General features: G+C 70.4%; 22 protein-coding genes and 1 pseudogene. 18 read left to right on the top strand and 5 right to left on the bottom strand.

Translation table 11 applies throughout. The features are described from left to right. Together MVA01S_RS32065 and MVA01S_RS16910 are read right to left on the bottom strand one after the other, a co-directional pair. Positions 1-130 (bottom strand): annotated as a pseudogene (locus MVA01S_RS32065) (HNH endonuclease); the annotation flags it as partial. 38 nt (positions 131-168) lie between these two features. Beyond that, on the bottom strand, positions 169-1,374 hold the full coding sequence (locus MVA01S_RS16910) for a serine hydrolase domain-containing protein (protein WP_003933125.1): 1,206 nt from the start codon (positions 1,372-1,374) through the stop codon (positions 169-171). Between the two features lie 118 nt (positions 1,375-1,492). Between MVA01S_RS16910 and pyrR the strand changes: the two genes are divergently transcribed. The 12 genes from pyrR (at position 1,493) to metK (ending at position 14,397) form a co-directional block, all read left to right on the top strand. Continuing rightward, positions 1,493-2,074 carry a bifunctional pyr operon transcriptional regulator/uracil phosphoribosyltransferase PyrR gene (gene pyrR, locus MVA01S_RS16905; RefSeq protein WP_003933126.1) on the top strand — a complete coding sequence of 194 codons (582 nt, stop codon included), beginning with the start codon at positions 1,493-1,495 and terminating at the stop codon, positions 2,072-2,074. Beyond that, positions 2,071-3,018 carry an aspartate carbamoyltransferase catalytic subunit gene (locus MVA01S_RS16900; protein WP_003933127.1) on the top strand — a complete coding sequence of 316 codons (948 nt, stop codon included), beginning with the start codon at positions 2,071-2,073 and terminating at the stop codon, positions 3,016-3,018. The genes pyrR and MVA01S_RS16900 overlap by 4 nt, the downstream gene beginning before the upstream one ends. Next, positions 3,015-4,304 (top strand): dihydroorotase, encoded by a 1,290-nt coding sequence (locus MVA01S_RS16895; RefSeq protein ID WP_003933128.1) that lies wholly within the window; start codon positions 3,015-3,017, stop codon positions 4,302-4,304. Before MVA01S_RS16900 ends, MVA01S_RS16895 begins: the two co-directional genes overlap by 4 nt. Continuing rightward, entirely contained in the window at positions 4,301-4,804 is a 504-nt protein-coding gene (locus tag MVA01S_RS16890) for a PH-like domain-containing protein (protein WP_003933129.1), read from the top strand. The genes MVA01S_RS16895 and MVA01S_RS16890 overlap by 4 nt, the downstream gene beginning before the upstream one ends. Then, on the top strand, positions 4,801-5,940 hold the full coding sequence (gene carA, locus MVA01S_RS16885) for a glutamine-hydrolyzing carbamoyl-phosphate synthase small subunit (protein WP_003933130.1): 1,140 nt from the start codon (positions 4,801-4,803) through the stop codon (positions 5,938-5,940). Before MVA01S_RS16890 ends, carA begins: the two co-directional genes overlap by 4 nt. Beyond that, complete coding sequence (gene carB, locus MVA01S_RS16880; protein ID WP_003933131.1) at positions 5,940-9,278, top strand: carbamoyl-phosphate synthase large subunit; 3,339 nt, start codon at positions 5,940-5,942, stop codon at positions 9,276-9,278. Before carA ends, carB begins: the two co-directional genes overlap by 1 nt. Positions 9,279-9,280: 2 nt before the next feature. Then, positions 9,281-10,102 carry an orotidine-5'-phosphate decarboxylase gene (gene pyrF, locus MVA01S_RS16875; protein WP_081529169.1) on the top strand — a complete coding sequence of 274 codons (822 nt, stop codon included), beginning with the start codon at positions 9,281-9,283 and terminating at the stop codon, positions 10,100-10,102. Between the two features lie 378 nt (positions 10,103-10,480). Continuing rightward, positions 10,481-10,798: an integration host factor, actinobacterial type gene (gene mihF, locus MVA01S_RS16870; protein WP_003932123.1), complete on the top strand. Its 318-nt coding sequence runs from the start codon at positions 10,481-10,483 to the stop codon at positions 10,796-10,798. A gap of 7 nt (positions 10,799-10,805) precedes the next feature. Beyond that, complete coding sequence (gene gmk, locus MVA01S_RS16865; RefSeq protein ID WP_003932124.1) at positions 10,806-11,417, top strand: guanylate kinase; 612 nt, start codon at positions 10,806-10,808, stop codon at positions 11,415-11,417. A 55-nt stretch (positions 11,418-11,472) separates the two neighbouring features. Further along, complete coding sequence (gene rpoZ / locus MVA01S_RS16860; RefSeq protein ID WP_003932125.1) at positions 11,473-11,775, top strand: DNA-directed RNA polymerase subunit omega; 303 nt, start codon at positions 11,473-11,475, stop codon at positions 11,773-11,775. Positions 11,776-11,791: 16 nt separating this feature from the next. Continuing rightward, positions 11,792-13,039, top strand: coding sequence for a bifunctional phosphopantothenoylcysteine decarboxylase/phosphopantothenate--cysteine ligase CoaBC (gene coaBC, locus MVA01S_RS16855; protein ID WP_003932126.1), 1,248 nt, complete (start codon positions 11,792-11,794; stop codon positions 13,037-13,039). A gap of 149 nt (positions 13,040-13,188) precedes the next feature. After that, complete coding sequence (metK, locus tag MVA01S_RS16850) at positions 13,189-14,397, top strand: methionine adenosyltransferase (protein WP_060941646.1); 1,209 nt, start codon at positions 13,189-13,191, stop codon at positions 14,395-14,397. Here metK and MVA01S_RS16845 read toward each other — a convergent pair. Continuing rightward, positions 14,394-15,893, bottom strand: a complete 1,500-nt coding sequence (locus tag MVA01S_RS16845) for a flavin-containing monooxygenase (RefSeq protein WP_003932128.1) — start codon at positions 15,891-15,893, stop codon at positions 14,394-14,396. The two genes, metK and MVA01S_RS16845, sit on opposite strands and share 4 nt — an antisense overlap. Before the next feature lie 12 nt (positions 15,894-15,905). Further along, on the bottom strand, positions 15,906-16,823 hold the full coding sequence (locus MVA01S_RS16840) for an alpha/beta hydrolase (RefSeq protein ID WP_003932129.1): 918 nt from the start codon (positions 16,821-16,823) through the stop codon (positions 15,906-15,908). An 89-nt stretch (positions 16,824-16,912) separates the two neighbouring features. On the opposite strand from MVA01S_RS16840, the gene MVA01S_RS16835 reads away from it, so the two are divergent. Beyond that, the gene (locus MVA01S_RS16835; protein WP_003932130.1) at positions 16,913-17,785 is read left to right on the top strand and encodes a sugar phosphate isomerase/epimerase family protein; all 873 of its coding nucleotides are present in this window, start codon (positions 16,913-16,915) and stop codon (positions 17,783-17,785) included. Between the two features lie 6 nt (positions 17,786-17,791). Here the strand turns inward: MVA01S_RS16835 and MVA01S_RS16830 are convergent, their stop codons facing one another. Further along, a complete protein-coding gene (locus MVA01S_RS16830; RefSeq protein ID WP_082762390.1) occupies positions 17,792-21,589 on the bottom strand; it encodes an alpha/beta fold hydrolase in 3,798 nt (1,265 codons plus the stop codon). Between the two features lie 311 nt (positions 21,590-21,900). Here MVA01S_RS16830 and MVA01S_RS16825 point away from each other — a divergent pair, with 311 nt between their 5' ends. The 5 genes from MVA01S_RS16825 to MVA01S_RS16805 all read left to right on the top strand — a co-directional run. Then, positions 21,901-22,686 carry a glycosyltransferase family 2 protein gene (locus tag MVA01S_RS16825; RefSeq protein WP_390176155.1) on the top strand — a complete coding sequence of 262 codons (786 nt, stop codon included), beginning with the start codon at positions 21,901-21,903 and terminating at the stop codon, positions 22,684-22,686. Then, positions 22,683-23,645, top strand: a complete 963-nt coding sequence (locus tag MVA01S_RS16820) for a glycosyltransferase family 2 protein (RefSeq protein WP_237024374.1) — start codon at positions 22,683-22,685, stop codon at positions 23,643-23,645. Before MVA01S_RS16825 ends, MVA01S_RS16820 begins: the two co-directional genes overlap by 4 nt. After that, entirely contained in the window at positions 23,642-24,307 is a 666-nt protein-coding gene (locus MVA01S_RS16815) for a hypothetical protein (protein WP_003932135.1), read from the top strand. Before MVA01S_RS16820 ends, MVA01S_RS16815 begins: the two co-directional genes overlap by 4 nt. A 50-nt stretch (positions 24,308-24,357) precedes the next feature. Then, on the top strand, positions 24,358-25,128 hold the full coding sequence (locus tag MVA01S_RS16810) for a glycoside hydrolase family 16 protein (protein ID WP_040542203.1): 771 nt from the start codon (positions 24,358-24,360) through the stop codon (positions 25,126-25,128). Continuing rightward, on the top strand, positions 25,125-26,354 hold a 1,230-nt coding region (locus MVA01S_RS16805), incomplete at its 3' end, for a glycosyltransferase family 2 protein (protein WP_306307756.1). The genes MVA01S_RS16810 and MVA01S_RS16805, both read left to right, overlap by 4 nt.

The raw sequence follows: 26,354 nt of genomic DNA, 5'->3' as shown, positions 1-26,354 counted from the left end.
CCGCCCACAACGCCGTGGCCCGGGCCTGCGCCGCCGCAGCCGCGGACTTCACCGCCTCCAGCCGCTCCACGACCGCCCGCAGCTCGGCCTCACCGGCCGACTCCGAAACATCGAACAAACTTTCGAACATGCACCCGACGCTACCGCGGACCTCCGACAAGAAAGTCGTTAAAGCTCCAGAGCCTGATAGGTGTTGCGGACGAACCTCGGCTGCGCGCTCTGCAGCTTCGCCAGCGAGGTGTTCCCGGCAACCGCCGCGGCCGCGTCGGCGGTCAGGTTGGGCAGGTTCTGGATCAGGTAGATCAGGATGACGTCGGCAGACGGGTCGGCCTGCCACCACGTGCCGTAGGCGCCGGGCCAGGAGAAGGTGCCCAGGCCGCCGGGACCGAACAGCTGGCGCGATCTGGCCGGGTCGGTGACCACCGACAGGTTCAGGCCGAAACCACGCCCGACCCAGAACGGCGCACCCAGGAAGTCGTGGCGCTTCTGCTCGTCGGTGAGCCGGTCGGTGCGCATCAGGCGCACAGACTCCTCGGACAGCACCCGCACACCGTCGAGTTCGCCGCCGGCCAGCAGCATCCGGGCGAAGCGCAGATAGTCGTCGGCCGTCGAGAACAGCCCCGCCCCGCCCGTGCAGAACGGCGGATCGACGATCGGCGGCGGACCCATCACGTCGTGGCGCAGCGTGTTGTCCTTGTCCAACTGGTACATCGTCGCCGTGCGCCGCCTGCCGGTCGGTCCGACGTGAAAGCCGGTGTCCGACATGCCGAGCGGACCCAGGATCCGTTCGTCCAGGACCTCACTGAGCGGTTTGCCCTCGATACGCGAGAGCGCGATGCCCAGCACGTCGGTGGCGTGGCTGTAGGTGAGGCGTTCGCCGGGCTGGTGCACCAGCGGCAGCTCGGCCAGTTCGGCCAGCCAGCGGTCCTGGTCCTGGCGGGTCGGCAGCTTGCGATAGGCATCCGACAGCGGCCCGACGACCGAGAACATGTACGCGAGCCCACTGCGGTGGGTCATCAGGTCCTCGACGGTGATGTGCCGCTGGGCGGGCACGGTGCGGTCGAGTCGGCCGCGGGGATCGACGAGCACCCTCATGTCGGCCAGTTCGGGCAGCCAGGTCGCGACCCGGTCGGTGAGGTTGAGCCTGCCCTCCTCGATCAACGACATCGCAGCGGCCACCGTGACGGGCTTGGTCATCGACGCGATACGAAAGATGGTGTCGCGCTGCATCGGTAGCCGCGCCTCGACGTCGCGGTAGCCCAATTCGTTGACCTGCCGGACCTCGCCGGCGTGCCAGACCAGGGTGACGGCGCCCGCCAGCAGCCCGGCGTCGATCGCTTCGACGATGGAGGTCTTGTTGCGGTCGAAGTTCATCCGGCCGAGGCTACCTGCCGGATACTCTGCCGCCCTGCGACGGTGCTAAGCTCGCCGCAGCATCCGACATCCTTTAACGACCCGTCCCGTGAGGCGGAGAAGGAGGTCCGGCTCACTCGTGGGCTCAACCGACCAATCCGGTCCCGACCGGGAGCTGATGTCCTCAGCGGACGTCAGTCGCACCATCGCCCGCATCGCCCACCAGATCATCGAGAAGACCGCGCTCGACGGTCCCGACGGACCTCGCGTCGTCCTCCTCGGTATCCCCACCCGCGGCGTGACGCTGGCCACCAGGCTGGCCCGCAACATCGCCGAGTTCAGCGGAGTCGACGTGGCACACGGCGCACTCGACATCACGCTCTACCGCGACGACCTGATGACCAAACCGCCGCGGGCACTGGCGGCCACGTCGATTCCTGACGGCGGCATCGACGGCGCGCTGGTCATCCTCGTCGACGACGTCCTCTACTCCGGCCGGTCGGTGCGGTCTGCGCTGGACGCGCTGCGCGACCTCGGCCGCCCCAAGGCGGTCCAACTCGCGGTGCTCGTCGACCGCGGGCACCGTGAGCTCCCGATCCGCGCCGACTACGTCGGCAAGAACGTCCCCACCTCGCGCGCCGAGAACGTCAAGGTCCGGCTCACCGAGAACGACGGCGTCGACGTGATCTCCATCGCACCCTACGGAGGGCCTGCCAGGTGAAGCACCTGCTGACCGCGGCCGATCTCAGCCGCGACGACGCCACCGCGATCCTCGACAACGCCGACCGGTTCGCCGAGGCGCTGGTGGGCCGCGAGGTCAAGAAGCTACCCACGCTGCGCGGCCGCACCATCATCACGATGTTCTACGAGAACTCCACCAGGACCCGGGTGTCCTTCGAAGTGGCCGGCAAGTGGATGAGCGCCGACGTCATCAACGTCAGCGCGTCGGGATCCTCAGTGGCCAAAGGGGAATCGCTGCGCGACACCGCGCTGACGCTGCGCGCCGCGGGCGCCGACGCGCTGATCATCCGCCATCCCGCCTCCGGCGCCGCCCAGCAGCTGGCCGCCTGGACCCTCGACGAGCACGGCGGCCCGTCGGTCATCAACGCCGGCGACGGCACCCACGAGCACCCCACCCAGGCGCTGCTGGACGCGCTGACCATCCGGCAACGTCTCGGATCCATCGAGGGCAGGCGCGTGGTGATCGTCGGCGATGTGCTGCACAGCCGGGTCGCCCGCTCCAATGTGGCGCTGCTGCACACGCTCGGCGCGGAGGTCGTGCTCGTCGCCCCGCCGACGCTGCTGCCGGTCGGGGTCGCGGACTGGCCGGTGACCGTGTCGCAGGAACTCGACGCCGAGCTGCCGCTGGCCGACGTGGTGCTGATGCTGCGGGTGCAGGCCGAACGGATGAACGGCGGCTTCTTCCCGTCTTCCCGCGAGTACTCGGTGCGTTACGGGCTGTCGGAGAAGCGGCAGGCCCGGCTGGCCGAGCATGCCGTGGTGCTGCATCCGGGCCCGATGCTGCGCGGCATGGAAATCGCGCACTCGGTGGCGGATTCTTCGCAATCTGCCGTGCTGCAACAGGTTTCCAACGGTGTTCACGTCCGGATGGCGGTGCTGTTCCACCTGCTCGTCGGAGCCGAAGAGGAGGCGATCAGCGCATGACGGTGCTCAAGGGAGTCCGGCTCTACGGCGAAGGCGATCCGGTCGACGTGCTGGTGCGGGACGGGCAGATCGCCGAGATCGGCGAGGGCCTGACCGCGGATCCTGACGACACGGTGATCGACTGCACCGGCCAGGTGCTGCTGCCGGGCTTCGTCGACCTGCACACCCATCTGCGCGAACCCGGCCGCGAGTACGCCGAGGACATCGAGACCGGTTCGGCCGCAGCGGCTCTCGGCGGATATACGGCGGTGTTCGCGATGGCCAACACCGACCCCGTCGCCGACTCGGTGGTGGTCACCGACCACGTGTGGCACCGCGGCAGGCAGGTCGGCCTGGTCGACGTGCACCCCGTCGGCGCCGTCACCGTCGGGCTCAAGGGCAAGCAGCTCACCGAGATGGGCCTGATGGCCGCCGGCGCCGGCCAGGTCCGGATGTTCTCCGACGACGGTGTCTGCGTCGACGATCCGCTGGTCATGCGCCGGGCGCTGGAGTACGCCTCGGGTCTGGGCGTGCTCATCGCCCAGCACGCCGAGGAGCCCCGGCTGACCGTCGGCGCGGTCGCCCACGAGGGCCCGAACGCCGCCCGGCTCGGGCTGGCCGGCTGGCCGCGCGCGGCCGAGGAGTCGATCGTCGCCCGCGACGCGCTGCTGGCCCGCGACGCCGGCGCCCGCGTACACATCTGCCACGCCTCGACGGCAGGCACCGTGGAACTGATCAGATGGGCCAAGGAGCAGGGCATCTCGATCACCGCCGAGGTCACCCCGCACCACCTGCTGCTCGACGACACCCGGCTGCAGACCTACGACGGGCGCAACCGGGTGAACCCGCCGCTGCGCGAGACCAGCGACGCCGAGGCACTGAGGCAGGCGCTCGCCGACGGCGTGATCGACTGTGTCGCCACCGATCACGCCCCGCACGCCGAGCACGAGAAGATCTGCGAGTTCGCCAACGCCAGGCCCGGCATGCTCGGCCTGCAGACCGCGCTGTCGGTCGTGGTGGAGACCATGGTCAACCCCGGCCTGCTGACCTGGCGGGACGTGGCCCGGGTGATGAGCGAGGCCCCCGCGCGGATCGTCGGGCTGCCGGACCAGGGCCGGCCGCTGGAGGTGGGGGAGCCGGCCAACCTGACCGTGGTCGATCCGGCGGCGAGCTGGACGGTGCGGGGTCCGGCGCTGGCCAGCCGCTCGGACAACACGCCCTACCAGGACATGGAACTGCCCGGCACAGTCACCGTCACGCTGCTGCGCGGGAAGGTCACCGCGCGCGACGGGAAGGTGGCCGAGTGAACACCCCGACGCTGGTCGCCTCGTTGGTGCTGGCGGCGATCCTGGCACTGCTGATCGCCGTGATCATCCAGGCGATGATGCGCGGTTGGCGACGCCGCGTCGAGCGCCAGGCCCAGCTGATCGGCACGCTGCCGCCGCTGCCCGACAGCGTCGGGCCCGCGCTCGTCCCCGCCACCAAGGGCCTCTACATCGGCAGCACCCTCGCACCGCACTGGAACGACCGCGTCGCCGCCGGCGACCTCGGCTTCCGCGCCAAAGCCGTCCTCACCCGCTACCCCGAAGGAATCATGTTGCAGCGCACCGGCGCCGGGCCCATCTGGATACCCGACGACGCCATCTCCGAGATCCGCACCGAGAAGAACCTGGCCGGCAAGGCCCTCACCCACGAGGGCATCCTGGCGATCCGCTGGCGGCTGCCGTCAGGGACCGAGATCGACACCGGGTTCCGCGCCGACGACCGCGGCGACTACGCGAAGTGGCTCCCCGAGGAGGTGGCATGACGAACAAGGCCCTGCTGGTGCTGGAGGACGGCCGGATCTTCACCGGCACGACCTTCGGCGCGGTCGGCGAAACCCTCGGCGAGGCTGTGTTCTCGACCGGGATGTCCGGATATCAGGAGACGCTCACCGATCCGAGCTACCACCGCCAGATCGTCGTGGCCACCGCGCCGCAGATCGGCAACACCGGCTGGAACCACGAGGACAGCGAGAGCCGCGGCGACAAGATCTGGGTGGCGGGCTACGCCGTACGGGACCCGTCGCCGCGGGCGTCGAACTGGCGCGCCACCGGCACCCTCGACGACGAGCTCAAACGTCAGGGCATCGTCGGCATCGCAGGCATCGACACCCGCGCGGTGGTGCGCCACCTGCGCAGCCGCGGCTCGATGAAGGCAGGCGTCTTCAGCGGCGCCGCCGCGGAGGCGCCGGTCGACGAGTTGGTCAGCCGGGTGCGCGGTCAGGAGGCCATGCTCGGCGCCGACCTGGCCGGCGAGGTCAGCACCGACGCCGGATACGTGGTGGAACCCGAAGGCCAGCCGCGGTTCACGGTGGCCGCGCTGGACCTGGGAATCAAGACCAACACGCCGCGCAACTTCGCCAAGCGGGGCATCCGCAGCGTGGTGCTGCCGTCCTCGGCGACGTTCGAGCAGATCGCCGACGCCAAGCCCGACGGTGTCTTCCTGTCCAACGGACCCGGCGACCCGGCGACCGCCGACCACATCGTCGCCGTCACCCGCGACGTGCTCGACGCCGGCATCCCGCTGTTCGGCATCTGCTTCGGGAACCAGATCCTGGGCCGGGCGCTCGGGCTGGCGACCTACAAGATGGCGTTCGGCCACCGCGGCATCAACATCCCGGTGATCGACCACACCACCGGGCGGGTCTCGATCACCGCGCAGAACCACGGCTTCGCGCTCGAAGGCGAGGCGGGCCAGACCTTCGACACGCCGTTCGGTCAGGCCGAGGTCAGCCATACCTGCGCCAACGACGGTGTGGTGGAAGGGGTCCGGCTCAGCAACGGCCGCGCCTTCTCGGTCCAGTACCACCCCGAGGCGGCCGCGGGCCCGCGGGACGCCGAATACCTCTTCGATCAGTTCATCGACCTCATGAACCAGGGCAAGCCCGGGGAGTCCAACTAATGCCACGTCGCCCAGATCTGAACCACGTCCTGGTCATCGGGTCCGGCCCGATCCTCATCGGCCAGGCCGCGGAGTTCGACTACTCCGGCACCCAGGCGTGCCGGGTGCTGCGGGCCGAGGGCCTGCAGGTCACCTTGATCAACTCGAACCCGGCCACGATCATGACCGACCCCGAGTACGCCGACCACACCTACGTCGAACCGATCACCGCGGAGTTCGTCGAGAAGGTCATCGCGCAGCAGGCCGAGCGCGGCAACAAGATCGACGCGCTGCTGGCCACCCTCGGCGGCCAGACCGCGTTGAACACCGCGGTCAAGCTGTACGAGAACGGCGCCTTGGAGCGCTACGGCGTCGAATTGATCGGCGCGGACATCGACGCCATCCAGCGCGGCGAGGACCGGCAGAAGTTCAAGGACATCGTCACCAAGGTCGGCGGCGAGTCCGCCCGCAGCCGAGTGTGTTTCACGATGGACGAGGTGCGCGACACCGTCGCCGACCTCGGCCTGCCGGTCGTGGTTCGGCCCAGCTTCACGATGGGCGGTCTCGGCTCCGGCATGGCGTACTCGGCCGAGGACGTCGAGCGGATGGCCGGCGAAGGTCTGGCGGCGTCGCCGTCGGCGAACGTGCTCATCGAGGAATCCATCTTCGGGTGGAAGGAGTACGAGCTCGAGCTGATGCGCGACGGCCGCGACAACGTCGTGGTGGTGTGCTCGATCGAGAACTTCGACCCGATGGGTGTGCACACCGGCGATTCGGTGACCGTCGCCCCGGCGATGACGCTGACCGACCGCGAGTACCAGACCATGCGCACACTGGGCATCGAGATCCTGCGCGAGGTCGGGGTGGACACGGGCGGCTGCAACATCCAGTTCGCGGTCAACCCCACGGACGGTCGGCTGATCGTCATCGAGATGAACCCGCGCGTGTCGCGGTCCTCGGCGCTGGCCTCGAAGGCCACCGGCTTCCCGATCGCCAAGATCGCGGCGAAGCTGGCGATCGGCTACACCCTCGACGAGATCGTCAACGACATCACCAAGGAGACGCCGGCCTGCTTCGAGCCGACCCTGGACTACGTCGTGGTCAAGGCGCCCCGGTTCGCGTTCGAGAAGTTCCCCGGCGCCGACGCCACCCTGACCACCACGATGAAATCGGTGGGCGAGGCGATGGCGTTGGGCCGCAACTTCATCGAGGCCCTCGGCAAGGTGATGCGGTCGCTGGAGACCAGCCGGAGCGGCTTCTGGACCGCCGCGGACCCCGACGGTGACGTTGATGAGGTGCTGACCCGGTTGCGCACGCCGACCGACGGCCGGCTCTACGACATCGAATACGCGCTGCGCCTGGGGGCCACCGTCGAACAGGTGGCCGAGGCCTCCGGGGTGGACCCGTGGTTTGTCGACCAGATCAGCGGGCTCGTGCGACTGCGCGCCGAGGTGATCGACGCCCCGGTGCTGGGCGCCGACCTGTTGCGCCGCAGCAAGCACCACGGACTGTCGGACCGTCAGATCGCGGCGCTGCGCCCGGAACTGGCGGGGGAGATGGGGGTGCGCGCGCTGCGGCAACGGCTCGGCATCCACCCGGTGTTCAAGACCGTGGACACCTGCGCCGCCGAGTTCGAGGCCAAGACGCCGTACCACTACAGCAGCTACGAACTCGACCCGGCCGCCGAGACCGAGGTCGCCCCGCAGACCGAACGGCCCAAGGTGCTGATCCTGGGCTCCGGGCCCAACCGCATCGGACAAGGCATCGAGTTCGACTACAGCTGCGTGCACGCGGCGACCACGCTCAGCGACGCGGGCTTCGAGACCGTGATGATCAACTGCAACCCGGAGACGGTGTCCACGGACTACGACACCGCCGACCGGCTGTACTTCGAGCCGCTGACGTTTGAGGACGTGCTGGAGATCTACTACGCCGAACAGGCTTCCGGCGACGGCGGCCCCGGCGTGGTCGGGGTCATCGTGCAGCTCGGCGGACAGACCCCGCTCGGGCTCGCCGAACGGCTGGAGAAGGCGGGCGTCCCGATCGTGGGCACCCCGCCGGAGGCCATCGATCTCGCCGAGGACCGCGGCGAGTTCGGCGAGGTGCTGCGCCGGGCCGGACTGCCCGCGCCGCGCTTCGGCATGGCCACCAGCTTCGACCAGGCCCGGCGGATCGCCGCCGAGATCGGCTACCCGGTGCTGGTCCGGCCCTCCTACGTGCTCGGCGGGCGCGGCATGGAGATCGTCTACGACGAGGACACCCTCGAGGGCTACATCACCCGCGCCACCCAGCTGTCGCCGGAACATCCGGTGCTCGTCGACCGCTTCCTGGAAGACGCGATCGAGATCGACGTGGACGCGCTCTGCGACGGGACCGAGGTCTACCTCGGCGGGGTGATGGAGCACATCGAGGAGGCCGGTATCCACTCCGGCGACTCGGCGTGTGCACTGCCCCCAGTGACCCTGGGCCGCAGCGACATCGAGGCGGTGCGGCAGGCCACCGAGGCGATCGCGTTCGGGATCGGGGTGGTCGGCCTGCTCAACGTGCAGTACGCGCTCAAAGACGACGTCCTCTACGTGCTGGAGGCCAACCCGCGCGCCAGCCGCACCGTGCCGTTCGTCTCCAAGGCCACCGCGGTTCCGCTGGCCAAGGCGTGTGCCCGGGTGATGCTGGGCGCGAGCATCGCCCAGCTCAGAGAAGAGGGTGTGCTGGCGCGCACCGGCGACGGCGCCATGACTGCGCGCAACGCGCCGGTGGCGGTCAAGGAGGCGGTGCTGCCCTTCCACCGGTTCCGCAAATCCGACGGCTCGCAGATCGATTCACTGCTCGGACCGGAGATGAAGTCCACCGGCGAGGTGATGGGCATCGCCCACGACTTCGGCAGTGCGTTCGCCAAGAGCCAGACCGCCGCCTACGGCTCGCTGCCGTCGCAGGGCACGGTGTTCGTGTCGGTGGCCAACCGGGACAAACGCTCGCTGGTGTTCCCGGTCAAGCGGCTGGCCGACCTGGGCTTCAAGATCCTGGCCACCGAGGGCACCGCGGAGATGTTGCGGCGCAACGGGATTCCGTGCAGCGAGGTGCGCAAGCACTTCGAGGAGCCCAGCCCGGAGCGCCCCGCGCGGTCCGCGGTGGACGCGATCAGGGCAGGCGATGTCGACATGGTGATCAACACCCCCTACGGCAACTCCGGGCCGCGCATCGACGGGTACGAGATCCGGTCGGCCGCGGTGTCGATGAACATTCCGTGCGTGACCACGGTGCAGGGCGCCTCGGCAGCCGTGCAGGGCATCGAGGCGGGCATCCGCGGCGACATCGGCGTGATGTCGCTGCAGGAACTGCACAGCACTCTGGGGTCCTGACGGTGAGCGGGTTCGGGGAGCGCCTGTCCGGCGCCATGGCGCGGCGGGGCCCGCTGTGCCTGGGCATCGACCCGCACCCCGAACTGTTGCGGGCCTGGGGGCTGAGCACCGACGCCGTCGGCCTGGCCGCGTTCAGCGAGTTGTGTGTGGCGGCGTTCCAGGAGTTCGCGGTGGTCAAGCCGCAGGTGGCGTTCTTCGAGGCGTACGGCTCGGCCGGCTACGCCGTGCTGGAGCGCACCATCGCCGATCTGCGGGAAGCCGGGGTGCTGGTGCTCGCCGACGCCAAGCGGGGCGACATCGGGTCCACCATGGCCGCCTACGCGGCTGCCTGGGCCGGTGACTCGCCCCTGGCCGCCGACGCGGTGACCGCGTCGCCGTACCTGGGGTTCGGCTCGCTGCAGCCGCTGCTGGACACCGCGCGTGAACACGACCGTGGGGTCTTCGTCCTGGCTGCGACGTCCAATCCGGAAGGCGCGACGGTGCAGCGCGCGGTCGAACCGGGCGGGCGCACCGTGGCGCAGTCCATCGTGGACGCGGCCGCCGAGGTCAACCGCGCCACCGGCAGCGGCAACGTCGGGGTGGTGGTCGGCGCGACGTTGACCGACCCGCCCGACGTCAGCGCGTTGGACGGCCCCGTGCTGGTGCCGGGGGTCGGCGCCCAGGGCGGTCGTCCGGAGGCCCTGGCGGGCCTCGGAGGGGCGGCTCCGGGCCAGCTGCTGCCCGCGGTCTCCCGTGAGGTGCTGCGCGCCGGTCCGGACCTCGCGAAGCTGCGTGACGCGGCCGCGCGGATGCGCGACGCGGTCGCCCATCTGGGCGGTCGGTGACGCTCGTCGCATCGGCCCGTTGCGACACGCCCGACACGCGGTGACCAGGGAAATTCTTCGACGATCGCGCCACCGCGCCACGTGCCGGGAGGCCGCACGTCGGGAAGTTTCGCCGGCAAACACCCTGGAAACCCGAATACCCGCCGTATGCAGGCTGTTTGGCATCGAGGGCCATCGGCAGGAGTGCGCCGGCACCCTGTCCGCGCGGGCTCGTCGGGTGCACGGCAGCGCGCTACACGCTGGGGTTTTGATGCCAGTAGCCGGGGGTGGGGTTAGCTTTCGTCAGTCTGCGTGGGTACGGTCGTCCACGCTGGCTGGTTCTGGTTCCGCCACTACCAGCCGAGACAAATCAGTTGATGGACGATACGGAGGAAACCCGTGGCCCTTCCCCAGTTGACCGACGAACAGCGCGCGGCAGCGTTGGAGAAGGCTGCTGCCGCACGTCGAGCGCGAGCCGAGCTCAAAGACCGGCTCAAGCGCGGCGGCACCAACCTCAAGCAGGTGCTCAAGGACGCCGAGACCGACGAAGTCCTGGGCAAGATGAAGGTCTCCGCGCTGCTGGAGGCCCTGCCCAAGGTGGGCAAGGTCAAGGCGCAGGAGATCATGACCGAACTCGAGATCGCCCCGACCCGCCGCTTGCGTGGACTCGGCGATCGCCAGCGCAAAGCCCTGCTGGAAAAGTTCGACTTTTCCTAAAGGGGCTGTGAGCGAGGGCAGAGGGCCGGACGACGCGTCCAGGGCAGCGGTCCTGGTGTTGTCCGGCCCCTCTGCCGTCGGAAAGTCCACCGTCGTCCGGTGCCTGCGTGAACGGGTCCCGGACATGTACTTCAGCGTCTCGGTGACCACGCGCGCCCCGCGGCCCGGTGAAGTCGATGGAGTGGACTACTTCTTCGTGACGGCAGAGCGATTTCAGCAGCTCATCGACGAGGGCGCGCTCCTCGAATGGGCTGACATCCACGGCGGGTTGCACCGCTCGGGCACCCCGGCCGCGCCGGTGCGCGCAGCCACCGAGGCGGGTCGTCCGGTCCTGATCGAGGTCGACCTGGCCGGTGCGCGTGCGGTCAAGCGGGCGTTGCCCGAAGTGACCACCGTGTTTCTGGCGCCCCCCAGCTGGGAGGTGCTGGAGCGCCGCCTGGTCGGCCGTGGCACCGAGACACCCGAGGTGCGGGCACGCAGGCTGCAGACCGCCAGGGACGAGTTGGCGGCGCAGGGCGACTTCGACCGCGTCGTCGTCAACGGGCAATTGGAGTCTGCCTGCGCAGAATTGGTATCCTTGCTGGTGGCCCACGCGCCGGTGCGGCACGACCAGGCTTGATCGCCCCCTGCACCATCCGACGCTTCATCTTCACAATCGCCAGGAGAACTTCTACGTGAGCACCCCGCACGCCGACCCGGTGGGCATCGATCCGGCCGCCGCCAGCGCCTACGACACACCGCTGGGCATCACCAACCCGCCCATCGACGAGCTGCTGGACCGCGCGTCGAGCAAGTACGCGCTGGTGATCTACGCCGCCAAGCGCGCCCGCCAGATCAACGATTACTACAACCAGCTCGGCGACGGCATCCTCGAATACGTCGGCCCGCTCGTCGAGCCGGGTCTGCAGGAGAAGCCGCTGTCGATCGCGATGCGCGAGATCCACGGCGACCTCCTCGAACACACCGAGGGCGAGTAGCCGGGGCGGCCCCCCAGTGGAGCGCAAGCGGATCATCGTCGGCGTCGCCGGTGGCATCGCTGCCTACAAGGCCGCCTCGGTGGTCCGCCAGCTGACTGAAGCCGGGCACAGCGTGCGGGTGGTCCCCACCGAATCCGCGCTGCGTTTCGTCGGCGCCGCGACCTTCGAAGCGTTGTCGGGTCATCCGGTGCACACCGGGGTCTTCGAGGACGTCCACGAAGTGCCGCATGTGCGGATCGGCCAGACCGCAGACCTCGTCGTCGTCGCTCCGGCCACCGCCGACCTGCTGGCCCGGGCCGCCGTCGGGCGCGCCGACGACCTGCTCACCGCGACACTGCTGACCGCGCGTTGTCCGGTGCTCTACGCGCCGGCGATGCACACCGAGATGTGGCTGCACCCGGCGACCAGCGAGAACGTGGCGACGCTGCGCAAGCGCGGAGCAATCGTGATGGAACCGGCTTCGGGCCGGCTCACCGGCGCCGACACCGGGCCCGGACGACTTCCCGAGGCCGAGGAGATCAGCACGCTGGCCCAGCTGCTGCTGGCCCGCGCCGACGCGCTGCCCTACGACCTGGCCGGCGTGAAGGTCCTGGTGACCGCAGGCGGCACCCGCGAGCCGATCGACCCGGTGCGCTTCATCGGTAACCGCAGCTCCGGCAAGCAGGGCTACGCGGTGGCCCGGGTGATGGCCCAGCGCGGCGCAGACGTCACCCTCATCGCCGGTAACACCGCCGGGCTCGTCGACCCGGCCGGCGTGCACGTCGCCCACGTGGGATCGGCCGCGCAGCTGCGCGACGCGGTGTCCAAGCACGCGCCGGACGCGAACGTGCTCGTGATGGCCGCCGCGGTGGCCGACTTCCGGCCGGCGAATCCGGCCACGAACAAGATCAAGAAGGGGCCGACCGAAGAGGGCGACCCCACCATCGAGCTGATCCGCAACGACGACGTGCTGGCCGGCGCGGTCCGGGCACGCACAGACGGACAGCTGCCGAACATGCAGGCCATCGTCGGATTCGCCGCCGAGACCGGCGACGCGAACGGGGACGTGCTGTTCCACGCCCGGGCCAAGCTGAAGCGCAAAGGCTGCGATTTGCTGGTGGTCAATGCGGTCGGGGAGAACCGGGCCTTCGAGGTCGACCACAACGACGGATGGCTGTTGTCGGCCGACGGCACGGAGACGGCGTTGGAGCACGGGTCGAAGACCGTCATCGCGAGTCGTATTGTGGACGCGATCGCAGCTTTCCTGCACTCCGGTGGAGGGTAGGCCGGCACAGCACACGTCAGTGCGCGTAAGGGTTGCGCGCAGCGGGGGGACACGCTTGGGTGCTAGAGGCACCCGGCGCGGCGTCGCCTCCGCGGGTATAAGTTGACTGACTAACTATCTCAGGTTCGCTTGAGTGGAAGGAATCGGACGTGAGTGAAGCTCGGCTGTTTACCAGTGAGTCGGTGACCGAAGGACACCCCGACAAGATCTGTGACGCCATCAGCGACTCGGTGCTCGACGCATTGCTCGCCGAAGATCCCAAATCCCGCGTCGCGGTGGAGACACTGGTGACGACCGGCCAGGTGCACGTCGTCGGTGAGGTCACCACGGCCGCCAAGACGGCCTTCGCCGACATCACCAACACCGTCCGGGAGCGCATCCTGGAGATCGGCTACGACAGCTCGGAGAAGGGCTTCGACGGCCTGACCTGTGGCGTGAACATCGGTATCGGCGCGCAGTCCCCGGACATCGCCCAGGGCGTCGACACCGCGCACGAAACCCGCGTGGAGGGCGCTGCCGATCCGCTGGACTCGCAGGGCGCCGGCGACCAGGGCCTGATGTTCGGCTACGCCATCGCCGACACCCCCGAGTTGATGCCGCTGCCGATCGCGCTGGCCCACCGGCTGTCGCGCAAGCTGACCGAGGTGCGCAAGAACGGCACGCTGGACTACCTGCGTCCCGACGGCAAGACCCAGGTCACCGTGCAGTACGACGGCACGACCCCGGTGCGCCTGGACACCGTGGTGCTGTCCACCCAGCATGCCGACGGCATCGATCTGGAGAGCCAGCTCGCCCCGGAGATCAAGCAGTACGTCATCGACGCGGTGCTCACCGAACTGGGCCACGAGACGCTGGACACCTCGGCGCCGCGGATCCTGGTCAACCCGACCGGCAAGTTCGTCCTCGGCGGACCCATGGGTGACGCCGGCCTGACCGGCCGCAAGATCATCGTCGACACCTACGGCGGCTGGGCCCGCCACGGCGGCGGCGCATTCTCCGGCAAGGACCCGTCAAAGGTGGACCGCTCGGCCGCGTACGCGATGCGCTGGGTCGCCAAGAACGTCGTCGCCGCGGGCCTGGCCGAGCGCGTCGAGGTCCAGGTCGCTTACGCGATCGGCAAGGCCGCGCTCGTCGGCCTCTTCGTCGAGACGTTCGGCTCCGAGACCGTCGACCCGGTCAAGATCGAGAAGGCCATCGGCGAGGTCTTCGACCTGCGTCCCGGTGCGATCGTCCGCGACCTGGACCTGCTGCGCCCCATCTACGCGCCGACAGCCGCGTACGGGCACTTCGGCCGCACCGACATCGACCTGCCGTGGGAGCAGCTCAACAAGGTCGACGACCTGAAATCAGCCGTCTAGGAGACGACCTCCACGGCGGCGAACTCGTAGTCGTCGATCGGGAACCGGCGGCTCCGCCAGTACGCCTCCACCGTGCTGGCGGGCCGCAACGGCACATCCCCGTGCTGGTCGAAGTAATAGCTGTTGGCCCGCCGGCAGCTGTCCTGCCAGAAGATCTGGCGATGGCGCTTGCGCATCATCTCGGCGAAATAGCGGTCGTTGGCCTGGCTGCGCACCTCGACCCGGTTCGCGCCCCGGCGCCGGGCCTCGGCCAGGCATCGCACGATGTGCCGGGTCTGCGCCTCGATCAGCGCGAAGTACGACGAGCCCACGTAGCCGTACGGGCCGAACACCGTGAAGAAGTTCGGGAAGCCCGGAATGCTGACGCCCTCATAGGCCTGCAGCCGGTGCTCGTCCCAGAACTGCGCCAGTGACCGTCCGCCCGGGCCGGTCACCGGGAAGGTCGGGACGTGCTCGGCGTCCAGCACGTGGAATCCCGTCGCCAGGACGAGCACGTCCACCTCCCGCAGCCTGCCGTCGTCCGTGACCACACCGGCGCGGGTGATCTCGGCGATCGGTTCGGTCACCAGCTCGACGTCGGCGCGGTTGTACGTCGACAGGTAGGTGTTGTGGAAGCCCGGCCGCTTGCAGCCGACGGCGTAGCGCGGGGTGAGCTTGTCGCGCACCACGGGGTCGTGCACCTGGCGGCGGAGATACGACCGCCCGACGGCGTCCATCCGCTTCGCCATCGGGTTGACCGTGAAGTACTGCGCCGCCAGCGGGAACGTCAGCTCCACGAAGGCCTGGCTGAGCAGCCGCTGCACCGATCTGCCGAACGGCAGGCGCAGCAGGGTCCGCGCCGTCGCCGACAGCGGGACGTCGAACTTCGGGAAGCACCAGATCGGTGTCCGCTGAAACACGGTGAGCTGCTTGACGATCGGGGCGATCTCCGGGATGACCTGGACCGCTGACGCGCCGGTGCCGATCACCGCGACGCGCTTGCCCCGCAGGTCGAGGTCGTGGTCCCAGCGCGCGGTGTGCATCGTCGCGCCTGCGAACGTGTCCACCCCGGCGATGTCGGGCGCCTTCGGCACGGTCAGTACCCCGCCGGCGTTCACCAGGTAGCGCGCGGTCAGCGTCGCGGGCCCGTCGGCCGATTCCAGCGTCAGGCGCCACAGGCCGGCCGCCTCGTCGAAATCCGCGGCGCGCACGGTGGTCCCGAACCGGATCCGGGCGCGCAGACCGTACTTGTCCACGCAGTGCGCCGCGTAGGCCTTGAGCTCGTCGCCGGGTGCGTAGGTGCGTGACCACGCGGTGCTCTGCTCGAACGAGAACTGGTAGGAGAACGACGGGATGTCCACCGCGATGCCCGGATAGGTGTTCCAGTACCAGGTGCCTCCGGGTTCGCCGCCGGCCTCGAGGATCAGGTAGTCGGACATGCGGCGGCGGTCCAGCGCGATCGCCGTGCCGATCCCGGCGAACCCAGCCCCGACGATCACCGTCCCGACGTCAGCCATGCCGACTGCTCCCTACTTCAGCGCCGAACGCAGCGCCGCCAGCCCTCGGTCGGTGGCCTCGGTGGCCGCGGGCACGATGCCGGCGTACCCGAGGTAGCCGTGCACCAGCGACTCGGCGTGATGCACCTCGACCGGCACGTCGGCCGCGGTGAGCAGTTCGGCGTAGCGGAGTCCGTCGTCGCGCAACGGGTCGTGCCCGGCGACGGCGATGTAGGCCGGCGCCAGGCCGGCGAGGTCGCCACGCGCGGGCACCAGGGTGGCGGGCGGGTCGGACAGATCAGTGTCGGCGACGTACCAGCGGGTCAGGCCCTTGCACGCGGCCAGGTTCAGGACCGGCGCGTCGGCGTTCTCGGTGAACGACGGCAGCGAGGTGTCGAACGTCGTCGACGGGTACCACAGCAGCTGGAACCGCAGCGACATACCGGCGTCGCGGGCCGACTGTGCGACCACCGCGGCGAGGTTGCCGCCCGCCGAGTCACCGGCCACGGCCAGCCGTTCCGGGTCGGCGCCGAGCTCGGCGGCGTTGTCGGTCACCCACCGGGTGGCGGCCCAGACGTCCTCCACCGCAGCCGGATACGGATGCTCGGGGGCCAGCCGGTATTCCACCGAGACCACCACCGCGCCGGCGCCCATGGCGTGCATGCGCGCCGTGCCGTCGTAGGTGTCGAGGTCACCGATGCTCCAGCCGCCGCCGTGGATGAACACCACCACCGGCAGCACGGCGTCCTCGGCCGGCGGACGGTACACGCGCACTGCGATCGGTCCCGCCGGTCCGTCGATAGTGCGGTCCTGCGCGGTGACCTCAGGAAGGATCGCATTGCGGGGCAGTTCCGCGAACCGGCGCCGGGCCTGCTCGGGGCCGCCCTCGGTGGTCAGCTGGAACGGGACGACCTCCAGCACCTTCTGCAGTACGGGATCCAACTCAGCCATGGCACACACCGTACGCACCCGGGCGGCGGGGGTAGCCGCCCACCACGGCAGATTTTCGCCGAGAATGGGGCAACCCCGGAGAGTGAGGAATGTCCGTGAGCTTTCTGCCAGGCCGTCGGAAGCCGGTTGCCGACCAGGCCCGACCCATCTGTCTGGCCCCGCTGACCGTGCTGGAGTTGGGCCCGCCCGAGCTGGTGGCCTGCGCGGCGGAGGCGGGCTACGACGGGGTCGGGCTGCGGCTGATCCGGGCCACCGAGCAGGAGCCGATCCGGCCGACCGTCGGCATCACCCCGATGATCCGCGAGACCCGGCGCCGGCTCGTCGACACCGGGTTGTTCGTCCTCGACGTCGAAGTGCTGCGGCTACGCCCGGAGACGCGGGTGCGCGACGACTTCGCCGCGTTCCTGGAAACCGGCGCCTACCTGGGCGCGACCCAGGTCCTGGTCACCGGCAACGATCCCGATCACGGCCGAACCGCCGACAATCTCGCCGAACTCGGCGTGCTCGCAGCGGAATTCGGAATGACGCCGAATCTGGAGCCGATGCCGTGGACAGCGGTGCGCAACCTCGGGGAGGCCGCACGTATCGTCGGTCGCTGCGCGGACAGCGGAGCCGGCCTGCTCGTCGACGCGATCCACTACGACCGTGAACTGGCCACCCCGGAGGATCTGAGCCGGGTGCCCGCCGAGTGGATCCGCTACGCGCAGATCTGCGATGCCGTGCTCCCGCGCCCGGAATCCGTGGACGAACTGCGCCGCCAGGGGCGCTCTGCCCGGCTGTTCCCGGGGGAGGGCTGCATCGGCGTGGTGCCGATGCTGCGGGCGTTGCCGCCGGTACCGGTCAGCGTCGAGGCGCCGGTGCAGTGGAATGCGCCCGCGGGTGTGCGTGCCCGCGCCGCGCTGCGCACGGCGCGCGCGGTGGTCGCACTCGCCGATGCGGGGCAGCCCGCGCTGTCGGCCTGACGGGCCTCAGCCGTTCTGCGGCGCCCGCGCCGCGGCGAGCAGATCGACGACGCGTGCGACATGCGGATCCCGGACCACCGAATCGTGGTCACAGTGGATGCGCTCGACGGTCAGGTCGCCGGTCAGCAGCCGCGCCCACACCCGGTCATCGTCGAGGTTGAACGTGCTGAGCACCAACAGGGTTCGCCCGGAGTAGGGCCGGGGCCGGTGTAGCCGGCCGACCCGGACACCGACCTCGCGCAGCGCGGTGACCTTCTGCTCCGCGGTGCCCTCGGCGATCCCGGCCAGCGGAAGCCACAACCGGTGCCGCCACAGCACCGACCGGTCGGCCGGCGTCTGCTCGAGCAGGGTGGACCGCACCCCGGGCAGGTGCCGCCGGGCCGCGCGCACGGTCCGCGGCGGCAGAAACGGGTCCAGCATCGCGACCAGTTCGACGTGGTGGCCCAGCGAATGCAGCCGGGCGGCGACGTCGACGGCGATGAACGCCCCCAGCGAGTGACCGACCAGCCGGTACGGGCCTTCCGGTTGCAGCTCAAGAAGATCCACCAGGTGCCTGCGGGCGGCACGCCCGACCGTCCAGTCCGGGAAGGCCCGGTTCTCCAGCCCCTGCGCCTGGAACGCCACCACAGCGGTGTCGCGGTCGACCCGGTCGGCCAGCGGAGCGAAGGTCAGTGCCGACGCGCCGGCGCCGGCGAAGCAGAACAACGTGTCCCGGGTGCCGGTCGTCGGCGGACGCAGCAGCACCGTCGTCGGCGCCAACGGGTTACCTTGCCGGACAAGCACTCCGGACCGGCGCGCGGCCACCGTCTCGGCCAGCTGGGCGACCGTCGGCGCGCTGGCCACGTCCGAGGCCGTCAGCCGCACCCCGTGTTGGTCACCGAGCGCGGTGATGAGCTGCTGGACGTTCAGTGAATCTCCGCCGAGGGCATAGAAGTTCTCGTCGCGGCCCACCTCGTCGAGGCGCAACACCCGCGCCCAGGCCAGCGCGATATCGGTCTCCAGGCCCGGCGACGGAGGCAGGATCGGCCCGCGCGCCGGCGCGGGCAGCGCCCGCCGGTCGACCTTGCCACGCTCGTTGCGAGGCAGGGCTTCCAGCAGCACCACATGGTTGGGCACCATCCAGGCCGGAAGCCGCTCGTGCAACTGGGCCCGGATGTCGGCGACCGCGGGCGTACGGGTACCGGGCACGGGCGCGACGTAGGCCGTCAGGGTCGGCGCCTCGGACGCGGTGTCGGCCACCACGAGCGCCTCCCGGATGCCGGGGCAGTCCAGCAGCGCGGCCTCCACCTCGGCGGGCTCGACCAGATAGCCGCGGATCTTGAGCGCCGCGTCCATGCGGCCGAGCACCACCAACACTTCGTCGTCGATGCGGGCCCGGTCATTGGTGACGAACGTACGGGTGCCGTCCGGGTTCTCGGTGAACGTGGTCGAGGCGCTGGCGGGGGAGAGATAACCCGCGGCCAGGTAGGGCGAGGTCACGGTCAGCCGTCCCTGGTCGTCGACGGCCAGGCTCTTGTGCGGCACCGCCACACCCGCCGGGACCACACCCGCGGGTATCGGGTCGCCGGGCCAGATGTCGAAGTGGGCGATGCCCAGCGTCTCCGACGAGCCCGCCCAGTTGGTGAGCACCGCGTTCGGCGCCAGCGCCCGGGCGCGGCGGAGAACGTTGCCGTACACCGGTTCACCGGTGGTGACGATGCGTCGCACCCGGTCCAGGGTGCGTCCGTGCGCGGCATCGGCCACCGACTGCAGGAACGAGGGCGTGCACATGACGATGTCGGTGTCGGTCAGCCGGTCGGCCGCGGCCTCGGGGGTGCAGCTGCGCGGGTCGACCACCGTCACCTCTGCACCCGAGAGCAGCGATCCGATCATCACGTTGAGTCCGGCGGCGAAGCTGACCGGCATGCACAACGCGACCCGCGCGCCGTCGACGATGCCGAACCGGTCGCGGTGCAGGATCCAGTCGCTGAGCCACGTCCCGTTGACGTGCAGGACCGCCTTGGGTTCGCCGGAGGAACCGGAAGTGAACTGGATGCTGGTCACCGTCTGCACACCCAGCTGCGGCGCCTCGGCCGCAGGCACCGCGGCAACGTCGGCCCGGTCGGCCGACCACACCGGATACCGTTGCCCGAGTTGACTGCTCAGCCGGTCGCCGTCCTCGACCACCACGGTGCCCAGAGGTCGGCCCTGCTGCTCGAGCGCGTCGAAGATGTGGGTCATCCGGTCGACCGGCAGCCCGGTGTCGAGCGGAACCAGTGGGGCACCGGAGGCGAAGCTGCCCATGATCACCGCGGCGGTGTTCGGGGTGAGGTCGCCGACGAGGGCGACCGCGGACCTCGGCTCGGTGCGAGCGGCCAGCGCCGCGGCCCAACCTGCTGCGGCGGCGTGCAGCTCGCCGTAGCTGAGGGACCCGCGGTCGGTGTGCAGCGCGATCTGGTCGGGCTTGTGTGCCGCGACCTCGGCGAATCGCGCTGTCACCGAGTCGTGTTCGACGTCGCCGAAGCGGGACAGGTCCGGCCGGGCGAGCACGGGCGGGGTGGAGTCGAGGGCCTGTCCAGACGGGGTGGCGGCGACCTTGCGCAGCAGCAGCACCGTGGGCACCAGCAGGATCAGCGTGTTGAGCAGTTCGGCGGCCAGGTACGTGTAGCCGATGGCGTCGATGCCCCAGCGCCTGGTGGTCAGCGTGACACCGCTGACCACCACGATGCCGAGCAGCAGCTGCGCGGCCACCGCGAGGCGCAACCGGCGCCGCAGCCGGGCGAGTGCGGTGTAGACGGTCATCAGCGCCACCGAGGGCAGGGTGAGGGCCATGATCCGGATCAGCGTGGTGCCGTGCTCGGCGTACTGCGGTCCGAGGATGCCGAGGATCAGCGGCGCGCTGACCAGCAGGGCCGCGCAGCCGGCGAGCGCGGCGCCGCCGCACAGCAGAACGAAACGCACTGTGCAGGCACGCAGGTCGGCGCCGGGGGTGGATGCGGTGGCGATGAACGGTGCTGCGGTCGCCCCGACGAGCACCCCGAGCGTGTTCACCACCAGCCAGCACATCGAGAAGTACGCGTTCATCTCGGTGCCGAGCTGGGCGACGACGATCAGCGGCACCAGCAGCGGAACCGTCACGCCGACCGCGTTGATGGCGTACGAGCTGGCGAAGAACTGGACCAGTTCGCGCCGCGGCGGCAGGGTGGCGGCCCCGTCGCGCCCTGCGGTCTCCCGCCGGATCACCACCAGCGCGATGATTGCGGTGATCACCGCGGCGGGCAGCACCCAGGACCACACGATCGCGGCCCCGGTGCCCAGGGGGATCAGCGCCGCCACCACGACGAGTTTGGCGGTGGACTGGCCGATGTTCTTGGTCGCGATCATCCGGGCCCGGCTCAGCCCGATCAGGATCTGGTCCTGCAGCGCGTACACCGCCAGCACCGCCACGAACGCCGGGAACAGCACCGCCTCAGGCCAGTTCGGGAACAGTGCGGCGCGGGGACCGAGCAGGACGAACACGATTCCGAACAGCAGGGCGGTGCACGAGACGAACGCGATACCGGTGCGCACCACCCGTTGGGCGTGTCCGCCGGCCAGGGGCAGGAAGCGTTCGTAGAGGCTGCCGAGGCTGAAATTGGCCAGGATCGCGATCAGGGTCGCCGACGAGATGATCGCCGACGCACGGCCGACCTCGGCCGCGTCGTAACCGCGCGCGGCCACCGTCCAGAACACGAAGCCGAGCACCCCGGTGGCGGCGCTCGACGTCATCACCGCGGCGATGTCGATGCCGAGACCGGGGGCGGTGGGGCGGCCTGTCGTCGGCATCGGTGGGTCCTAAGTGGCGAGGCGAGAACGTGGGAAAGGGCCGTCGATGACCGCAGGCTCACGATACTAAAGCCGCGCGAGTTTGCTTAGGCTACCCAAACTTGTGATGATGATCATACCCGGCGAGGGAGCGGCCACAACTGGCCTCCGGTTGACTAAGGTAACCCTCAGCTAATGGCCGTCTGAGTCACGGCCTATCTCGTCAACCCCAAGTGCGCTCCGTTGCAGACTGCGCAGAAGCAAGGTAGGACAAGGAGTTTGACCACGTGACGGAGATCGTTCCGGAGTCCGACGTGCGCGTTCCGGCAGACATCAGCAATCTGCTGGCAAATATCGACGAGCCTGCGCGGCCCGACGGGGGCCGGCCCACCGTCACCGTGGTCCTGCCCGTGCGCAACGAGGCGCGCAACCTGTCCTACGTGGCGCAGCGGATGCCGCCGGTCGACGAGATCGTCGTCGTCGACGGCGGATCCGTCGACGGCACCGCCGACGAGGCGCGCCGGCTGTGGCCCCACGCCACCGTGATCGAGCAGAGCCGCGCCGGCAAGGGCAACGCGCTCGCGTGCGGTTTCCTGGCCGCCACCGGGGACATCATCGTGATGATCGACGGCGACGGTTCGACCGATCCGGCCGAGATCCCGAGGTTCGTCGACGCGCTCGTCGGCGGCGCCGACCTGGCCAAGGGCAGCCGGTTCTCCTCGGGCGGGGGCAGCGACGACATCACCCACTTCCGGCGGCTCGGCAACAAGGGGCTCAACTGGCTGGTGAACCGTCTGTTCAGGACGCAGTTCAGCGATCTGTGCTATGGCTACAACGCATTCTGGCGGCGCAACCTGTACTGCCTCGACCTGCCCGCGACCGATCTGCCGGACCCGCAGTGGGGCGACGGATTCGAGATCGAGACCGTCATCAACGTTCGGGCCGCACGCAGCGGCTGGCTGATCCACGAGGTGGGCAGCTTCGAGGGCAGGCGGATCTACGGGCGCTCCAACCTGAATGCGGTGACCGACGGGCTGCGGGTGCTGCGCACCATCGACCGCGAGCGCCGGCAGCACCGGGCGACACGTGCCGCCGCCGGCGCCGGTTGGTCGCGGTGACCGCGCACCCACTACCGCTTGAGGACACCGAACCGGTCGCGATCCCGGTGAGCGTGGTGATCTGCTGCTACAGCAGTGCCCGCAGGCAGATGCTCGGCGAAGCAGTCAGCGCGGTGCTGCGTCAACTGGGCTCCGACGACGAGCTGATCCTCGTCGTCGACGGCAACGAGGTCCTGCAACGGGACCTGCAGGACGCCTACGGCGCATCGGTGACGTTGCTGCCCAACCGGTTCCGGCGCGGACTCGCCGGCGCCAGGAACACCGGCCTGCAGGCTGCCTCCGGTGAGGTCGTCGTATTCCTCGACGACGACGCGGTGCTGCACCCCGACGCGCTCGGCGACGCACGCTCGGCGTTCACCGACTCCACCGTGACCGCCCTCGGAGGGGCGGTCCATCCGTCCTGGCATGCCGGGCGGCGACCGGCGTGGTTCCCCCCGGAGTTCGGTTGGGTCGTCGGATGTGACTACCGGGGGCTGCCACCCGACGGCGCCGCAATCCGCAACCCGATCGGCGCCGCGATGGCCGTGCGCAGAAGCGAACTCGCCGGCATCGGCGGGTTCTGCGACGAACTCGGCCGGGTCGGCAGCCTGCCCGCGGGCTGCGAGGAGACGATGATGGGCATCGAACTCGCCCGCCGCGATCCGGGCGCACGGATCATCCGCCGCACCGGGTTCGCCGTGTCGCACGCGGTGCCCGCAGACCGCACTACGTTGTCGTACTTCGCGAGCCGCTGCTTCCACGAAGGCCGCAGCAAGGCGACGCTGGCCCGGCTCTGCGGAAGCGGTCCGGCGCTGCGCAGCGAGCGGGCCTACACCACCAGGACACTGCCGTCCGGAATGTGGCGCGCCCGTCGGTATCCGGCCCGGGTGGTTGCGCTGGCGTTCGGACTGCTGAGCACCACCGCCGGCTACCTGACCGGGCTGGCGATCGCGATGCTGCGCCGACAGGGGGCGCGATGACGAGGATCGCGGCGTGGCTGGCGAATCCGCGGATCACGGCCTGGTGGGCGCTGGCGCCGCTGGCCTACTTCGTGGCCGAGTGGGTGGTCTCGGCGACGTGGCGGGGCCACTACGGTTACCGCCGCGAGCAACTCGGCCCTCTCGGCGTCGCGTTCTGCGGACCCGCGGGCGACTGGCCGTGCAGCGAGCTCTATCCCGCGATGAACGCCGGCCTGGTGGTGACGGGACTCGCGGTCACGTTCGTCGCGGTGAGCCTGTTGGTGCAGCGGCGGGTCGACCGGGGCCCCGCGCTGGCTCTGGCGGTCGCCGGGTGGGGCCTGGCCGCCTCGGGCCTGGTGACCTACCGGGTGGACTACGCCTGGAATCTGACGTTCGTCGTGATGTTCATGACCCTCGGCTCGGTCGCGGTGTTGTTCCTCGCGCTGAGTTCGGGGTCGGCGATGTCGTCCGAGCGCCGGGGCGTCGCGCTCGCCTGCTCCGTGGTGAGCCTGGTCGGTTACCTGGCCTACATGGGCGGGCACACGGTGTTCGGGTCCGGCGGTGCGCAGCGCATGGCGATCTACGGCATCCTGGCGGCCGTCCTCGCGGTCGGCACCACCGGATTCGTCCGCACCCGCGCGCACGATCCGCAGGCACGGGAAGTTGTCGAGGAAACACCGTGACACAACGCAGATTTCGGCTGTCGATCCGGGTCGCCGCGCTGGCGTCGGCGATGGCGCTCACCGGGTGCTCGGCGCCCCCACCGGTCGGCAACGCGGAACCGGGCGGACCGCGGGTCGTCTTCGCCGACGACTTCGACGGACCCGCCGGGGCGCGGCCCTCACCGCAGTGGCGCTTCCAGACCGGCGGCGGCGGGTGGGGCAACAACGAAATGCAGACCTACACCGACAGCCCCGAGAACGTCAGCCTGGACGGCGCCGGACACCTGGCGATCAGCGCCCGGGGGGAGTCCCTGGACTGGATCACCTCGGCGCGGATCACCACCCAGGGCAGCGTCGAGTTCACCACCGGCCGCGCGGAGGCGCGCATCAAGCTGCCCGCCGGGGCCGGGTTGCACCCGGCGTTCTGGCTGCTCGGCAGCGACATCGACAGGGCCGGGTGGCCGGCCGCGGGGGAGATCGACGTGATCGAGACGCTCAACCACGCCGGCGAGTTCCACACCGGCGTGCACCTTCCACGCGCGGGATCGCCGCGCGGTGAACAGATCTCGGCCTCCGGGCCGGTTCCGTTCCCGCTGGCCGGTCAGTTCCGGACCTACTGGGTGGAGCGCACGCCCGGCCGCATCGTCACCGGCGTGGACGACGTCACGCTGTTCAGCGTCACCCCTGCCGACCTGGCCGAGGGGAGCCGGTGGGTGTTCGACGCGCCGTTCTTCCTGCTGCTCAACGTCGCCGTCGGCGGTGACTGGCCCGGCCCGCCCGACGAGTCCACCCCCAACCCGTCGACCATGCTCGTGGACTGGGTCCGGGTGACCGCCCCGTGACGCCGCCGCGCACCGTCGCCCCCGCGATGCCGTCGCCGGGCCCGCCGACCTGGCCGCATGCGCGCTGGGTCGGCATGCTCGACCTCGACGAGCCTGTTCCCGGAGGCGAGGTCGAGTTCGTGCCGCGCCACGCCGAGGGCTACCGGGCGGCGCGGGTGCTGGTGCGGCACCGCCGCCATCCCGTGGCCTTCGTCGAGGCGCCCATCGACGACGACGTGGTGCGGCTGCCCGTCCCGCCTCTTCCGGATCTCGACGCCCCCGCGGACGCGGACCGGCTGCCCGCGATCTCGGTGGTGCTGTGCACCAGAGAACGTCCTGACCAACTCGCCGACGCGCTGAGTTCGGTGCTGACGCTGGACTATCCGGACTTCGAAGTGGTCGTGGTCGACAACGCCCCGCGCACCGACGCCACCGAATCGGTGGTGCGCCGGTGCGCCGACGCGAGGGTCCGCTACGTCGAGGAGCCGGTACCCGGGTTGTCGGCGGCCAGGAACACCGGGTTGCGCCAGGCGCGTCACCCCGTGGTGGCCTACACCGACGACGACGTCGTCGTCGACCGGCACTGGCTGCGCGCACTGGCCGCCGGTTTCGGCCGGGCGCCGCAGGTGTCCTGCGTGTCCGGCCTGGTCCCCAGCGGCGAACTGCGCACCGCGGCGCAGGCCTACTTCGACCGGCGGGTGACATGGGCAGGTTCGCTGCAGCGCCGGGTGTACAGCATGGCCGACCCGCCGGCCGACCAGCCGCTGTTCCCGTTCCAGGTGGGCCGTTTCGGCACCGGAGCCAACTTCGCCGTCAAGCGCGACCGTGTGCTTCAGCTCGGCGGTTTCGACGAGGCGCTCGGGGCCGGCACGGCCTCGCAGGGCGGCGAGGACCTCGACCTGTTCTTCCGCGTGCTCACCGCCGGTGACGCACTGGCCACCGAACCGGCGGCGATCGTGTGGCACCGGCACCGCAGCGACAACGAGGCGCTCCTGGTGCAGGCGCGCGGGTACGGACTCGGGTTGGGCGCGTGGCTGACCAAGGTGGTCCTGGATCCGCCGCACCGGCGGCTGGCGATCCGGGTGCTGCGCCGGCGGTTCCGGTCCACGCTGCGCGCGGGCGCCGACTACGGCGCCATCATGGCCGCGCCGGCCCGGCTGCCCGACGGCGTCGGCGACCAGGTGCCGTCCTCGGTGGGCCGCACCGAGGTGCTCGCGGTGCTGGGCGGACCGCGGGCGCTGTGGCTC

This window comes from Mycolicibacterium vaccae NBRC 14118 = CIP 105934, assembly GCF_001552715.1.
Lineage (GTDB): Bacteria > Actinomycetota > Actinomycetes > Mycobacteriales > Mycobacteriaceae > Mycobacterium > Mycobacterium vaccae.
The sequence above is the reverse complement of the archived record's forward strand: the minus strand, read 5'-3'. Positions and strand labels throughout refer to the sequence as shown.

What these genes read in the sequence shown, in the direction of transcription:
- MVA01S_RS16910 (WP_003933125.1), bottom strand. Translation starts at nt 1,374, where the DNA reads ATGAACTTCGACCGCAACAAGACCTCCATCGTCGAAGCGATCGACGCC.
- MVA01S_RS16895 (WP_003933128.1), top strand. Translation starts at nt 3,015, where the DNA reads ATGACGGTGCTCAAGGGAGTCCGGCTCTACGGCGAAGGCGATCCGGTC.
- carA (WP_003933130.1), top strand. Translation starts at nt 4,801, where the DNA reads ATGACGAACAAGGCCCTGCTGGTGCTGGAGGACGGCCGGATCTTCACC.
- carB (WP_003933131.1), top strand. Translation starts at nt 5,940, where the DNA reads ATGCCACGTCGCCCAGATCTGAACCACGTCCTGGTCATCGGGTCCGGC.
- MVA01S_RS16845 (WP_003932128.1), bottom strand. Translation starts at nt 15,893, where the DNA reads ATGGCTGACGTCGGGACGGTGATCGTCGGGGCTGGGTTCGCCGGGATC.
- MVA01S_RS16840 (WP_003932129.1), bottom strand. Translation starts at nt 16,823, where the DNA reads ATGGCTGAGTTGGATCCCGTACTGCAGAAGGTGCTGGAGGTCGTCCCG.
- MVA01S_RS16835 (WP_003932130.1), top strand. Translation starts at nt 16,913, where the DNA reads ATGTCCGTGAGCTTTCTGCCAGGCCGTCGGAAGCCGGTTGCCGACCAG.
- MVA01S_RS16830 (WP_082762390.1), bottom strand. Translation starts at nt 21,589, where the DNA reads ATGCCGACGACAGGCCGCCCCACCGCCCCCGGTCTCGGCATCGACATC.
- MVA01S_RS16815 (WP_003932135.1), top strand. Translation starts at nt 23,642, where the DNA reads ATGACGAGGATCGCGGCGTGGCTGGCGAATCCGCGGATCACGGCCTGG.
- MVA01S_RS16810 (WP_040542203.1), top strand. Translation starts at nt 24,358, where the DNA reads ATGGCGCTCACCGGGTGCTCGGCGCCCCCACCGGTCGGCAACGCGGAA.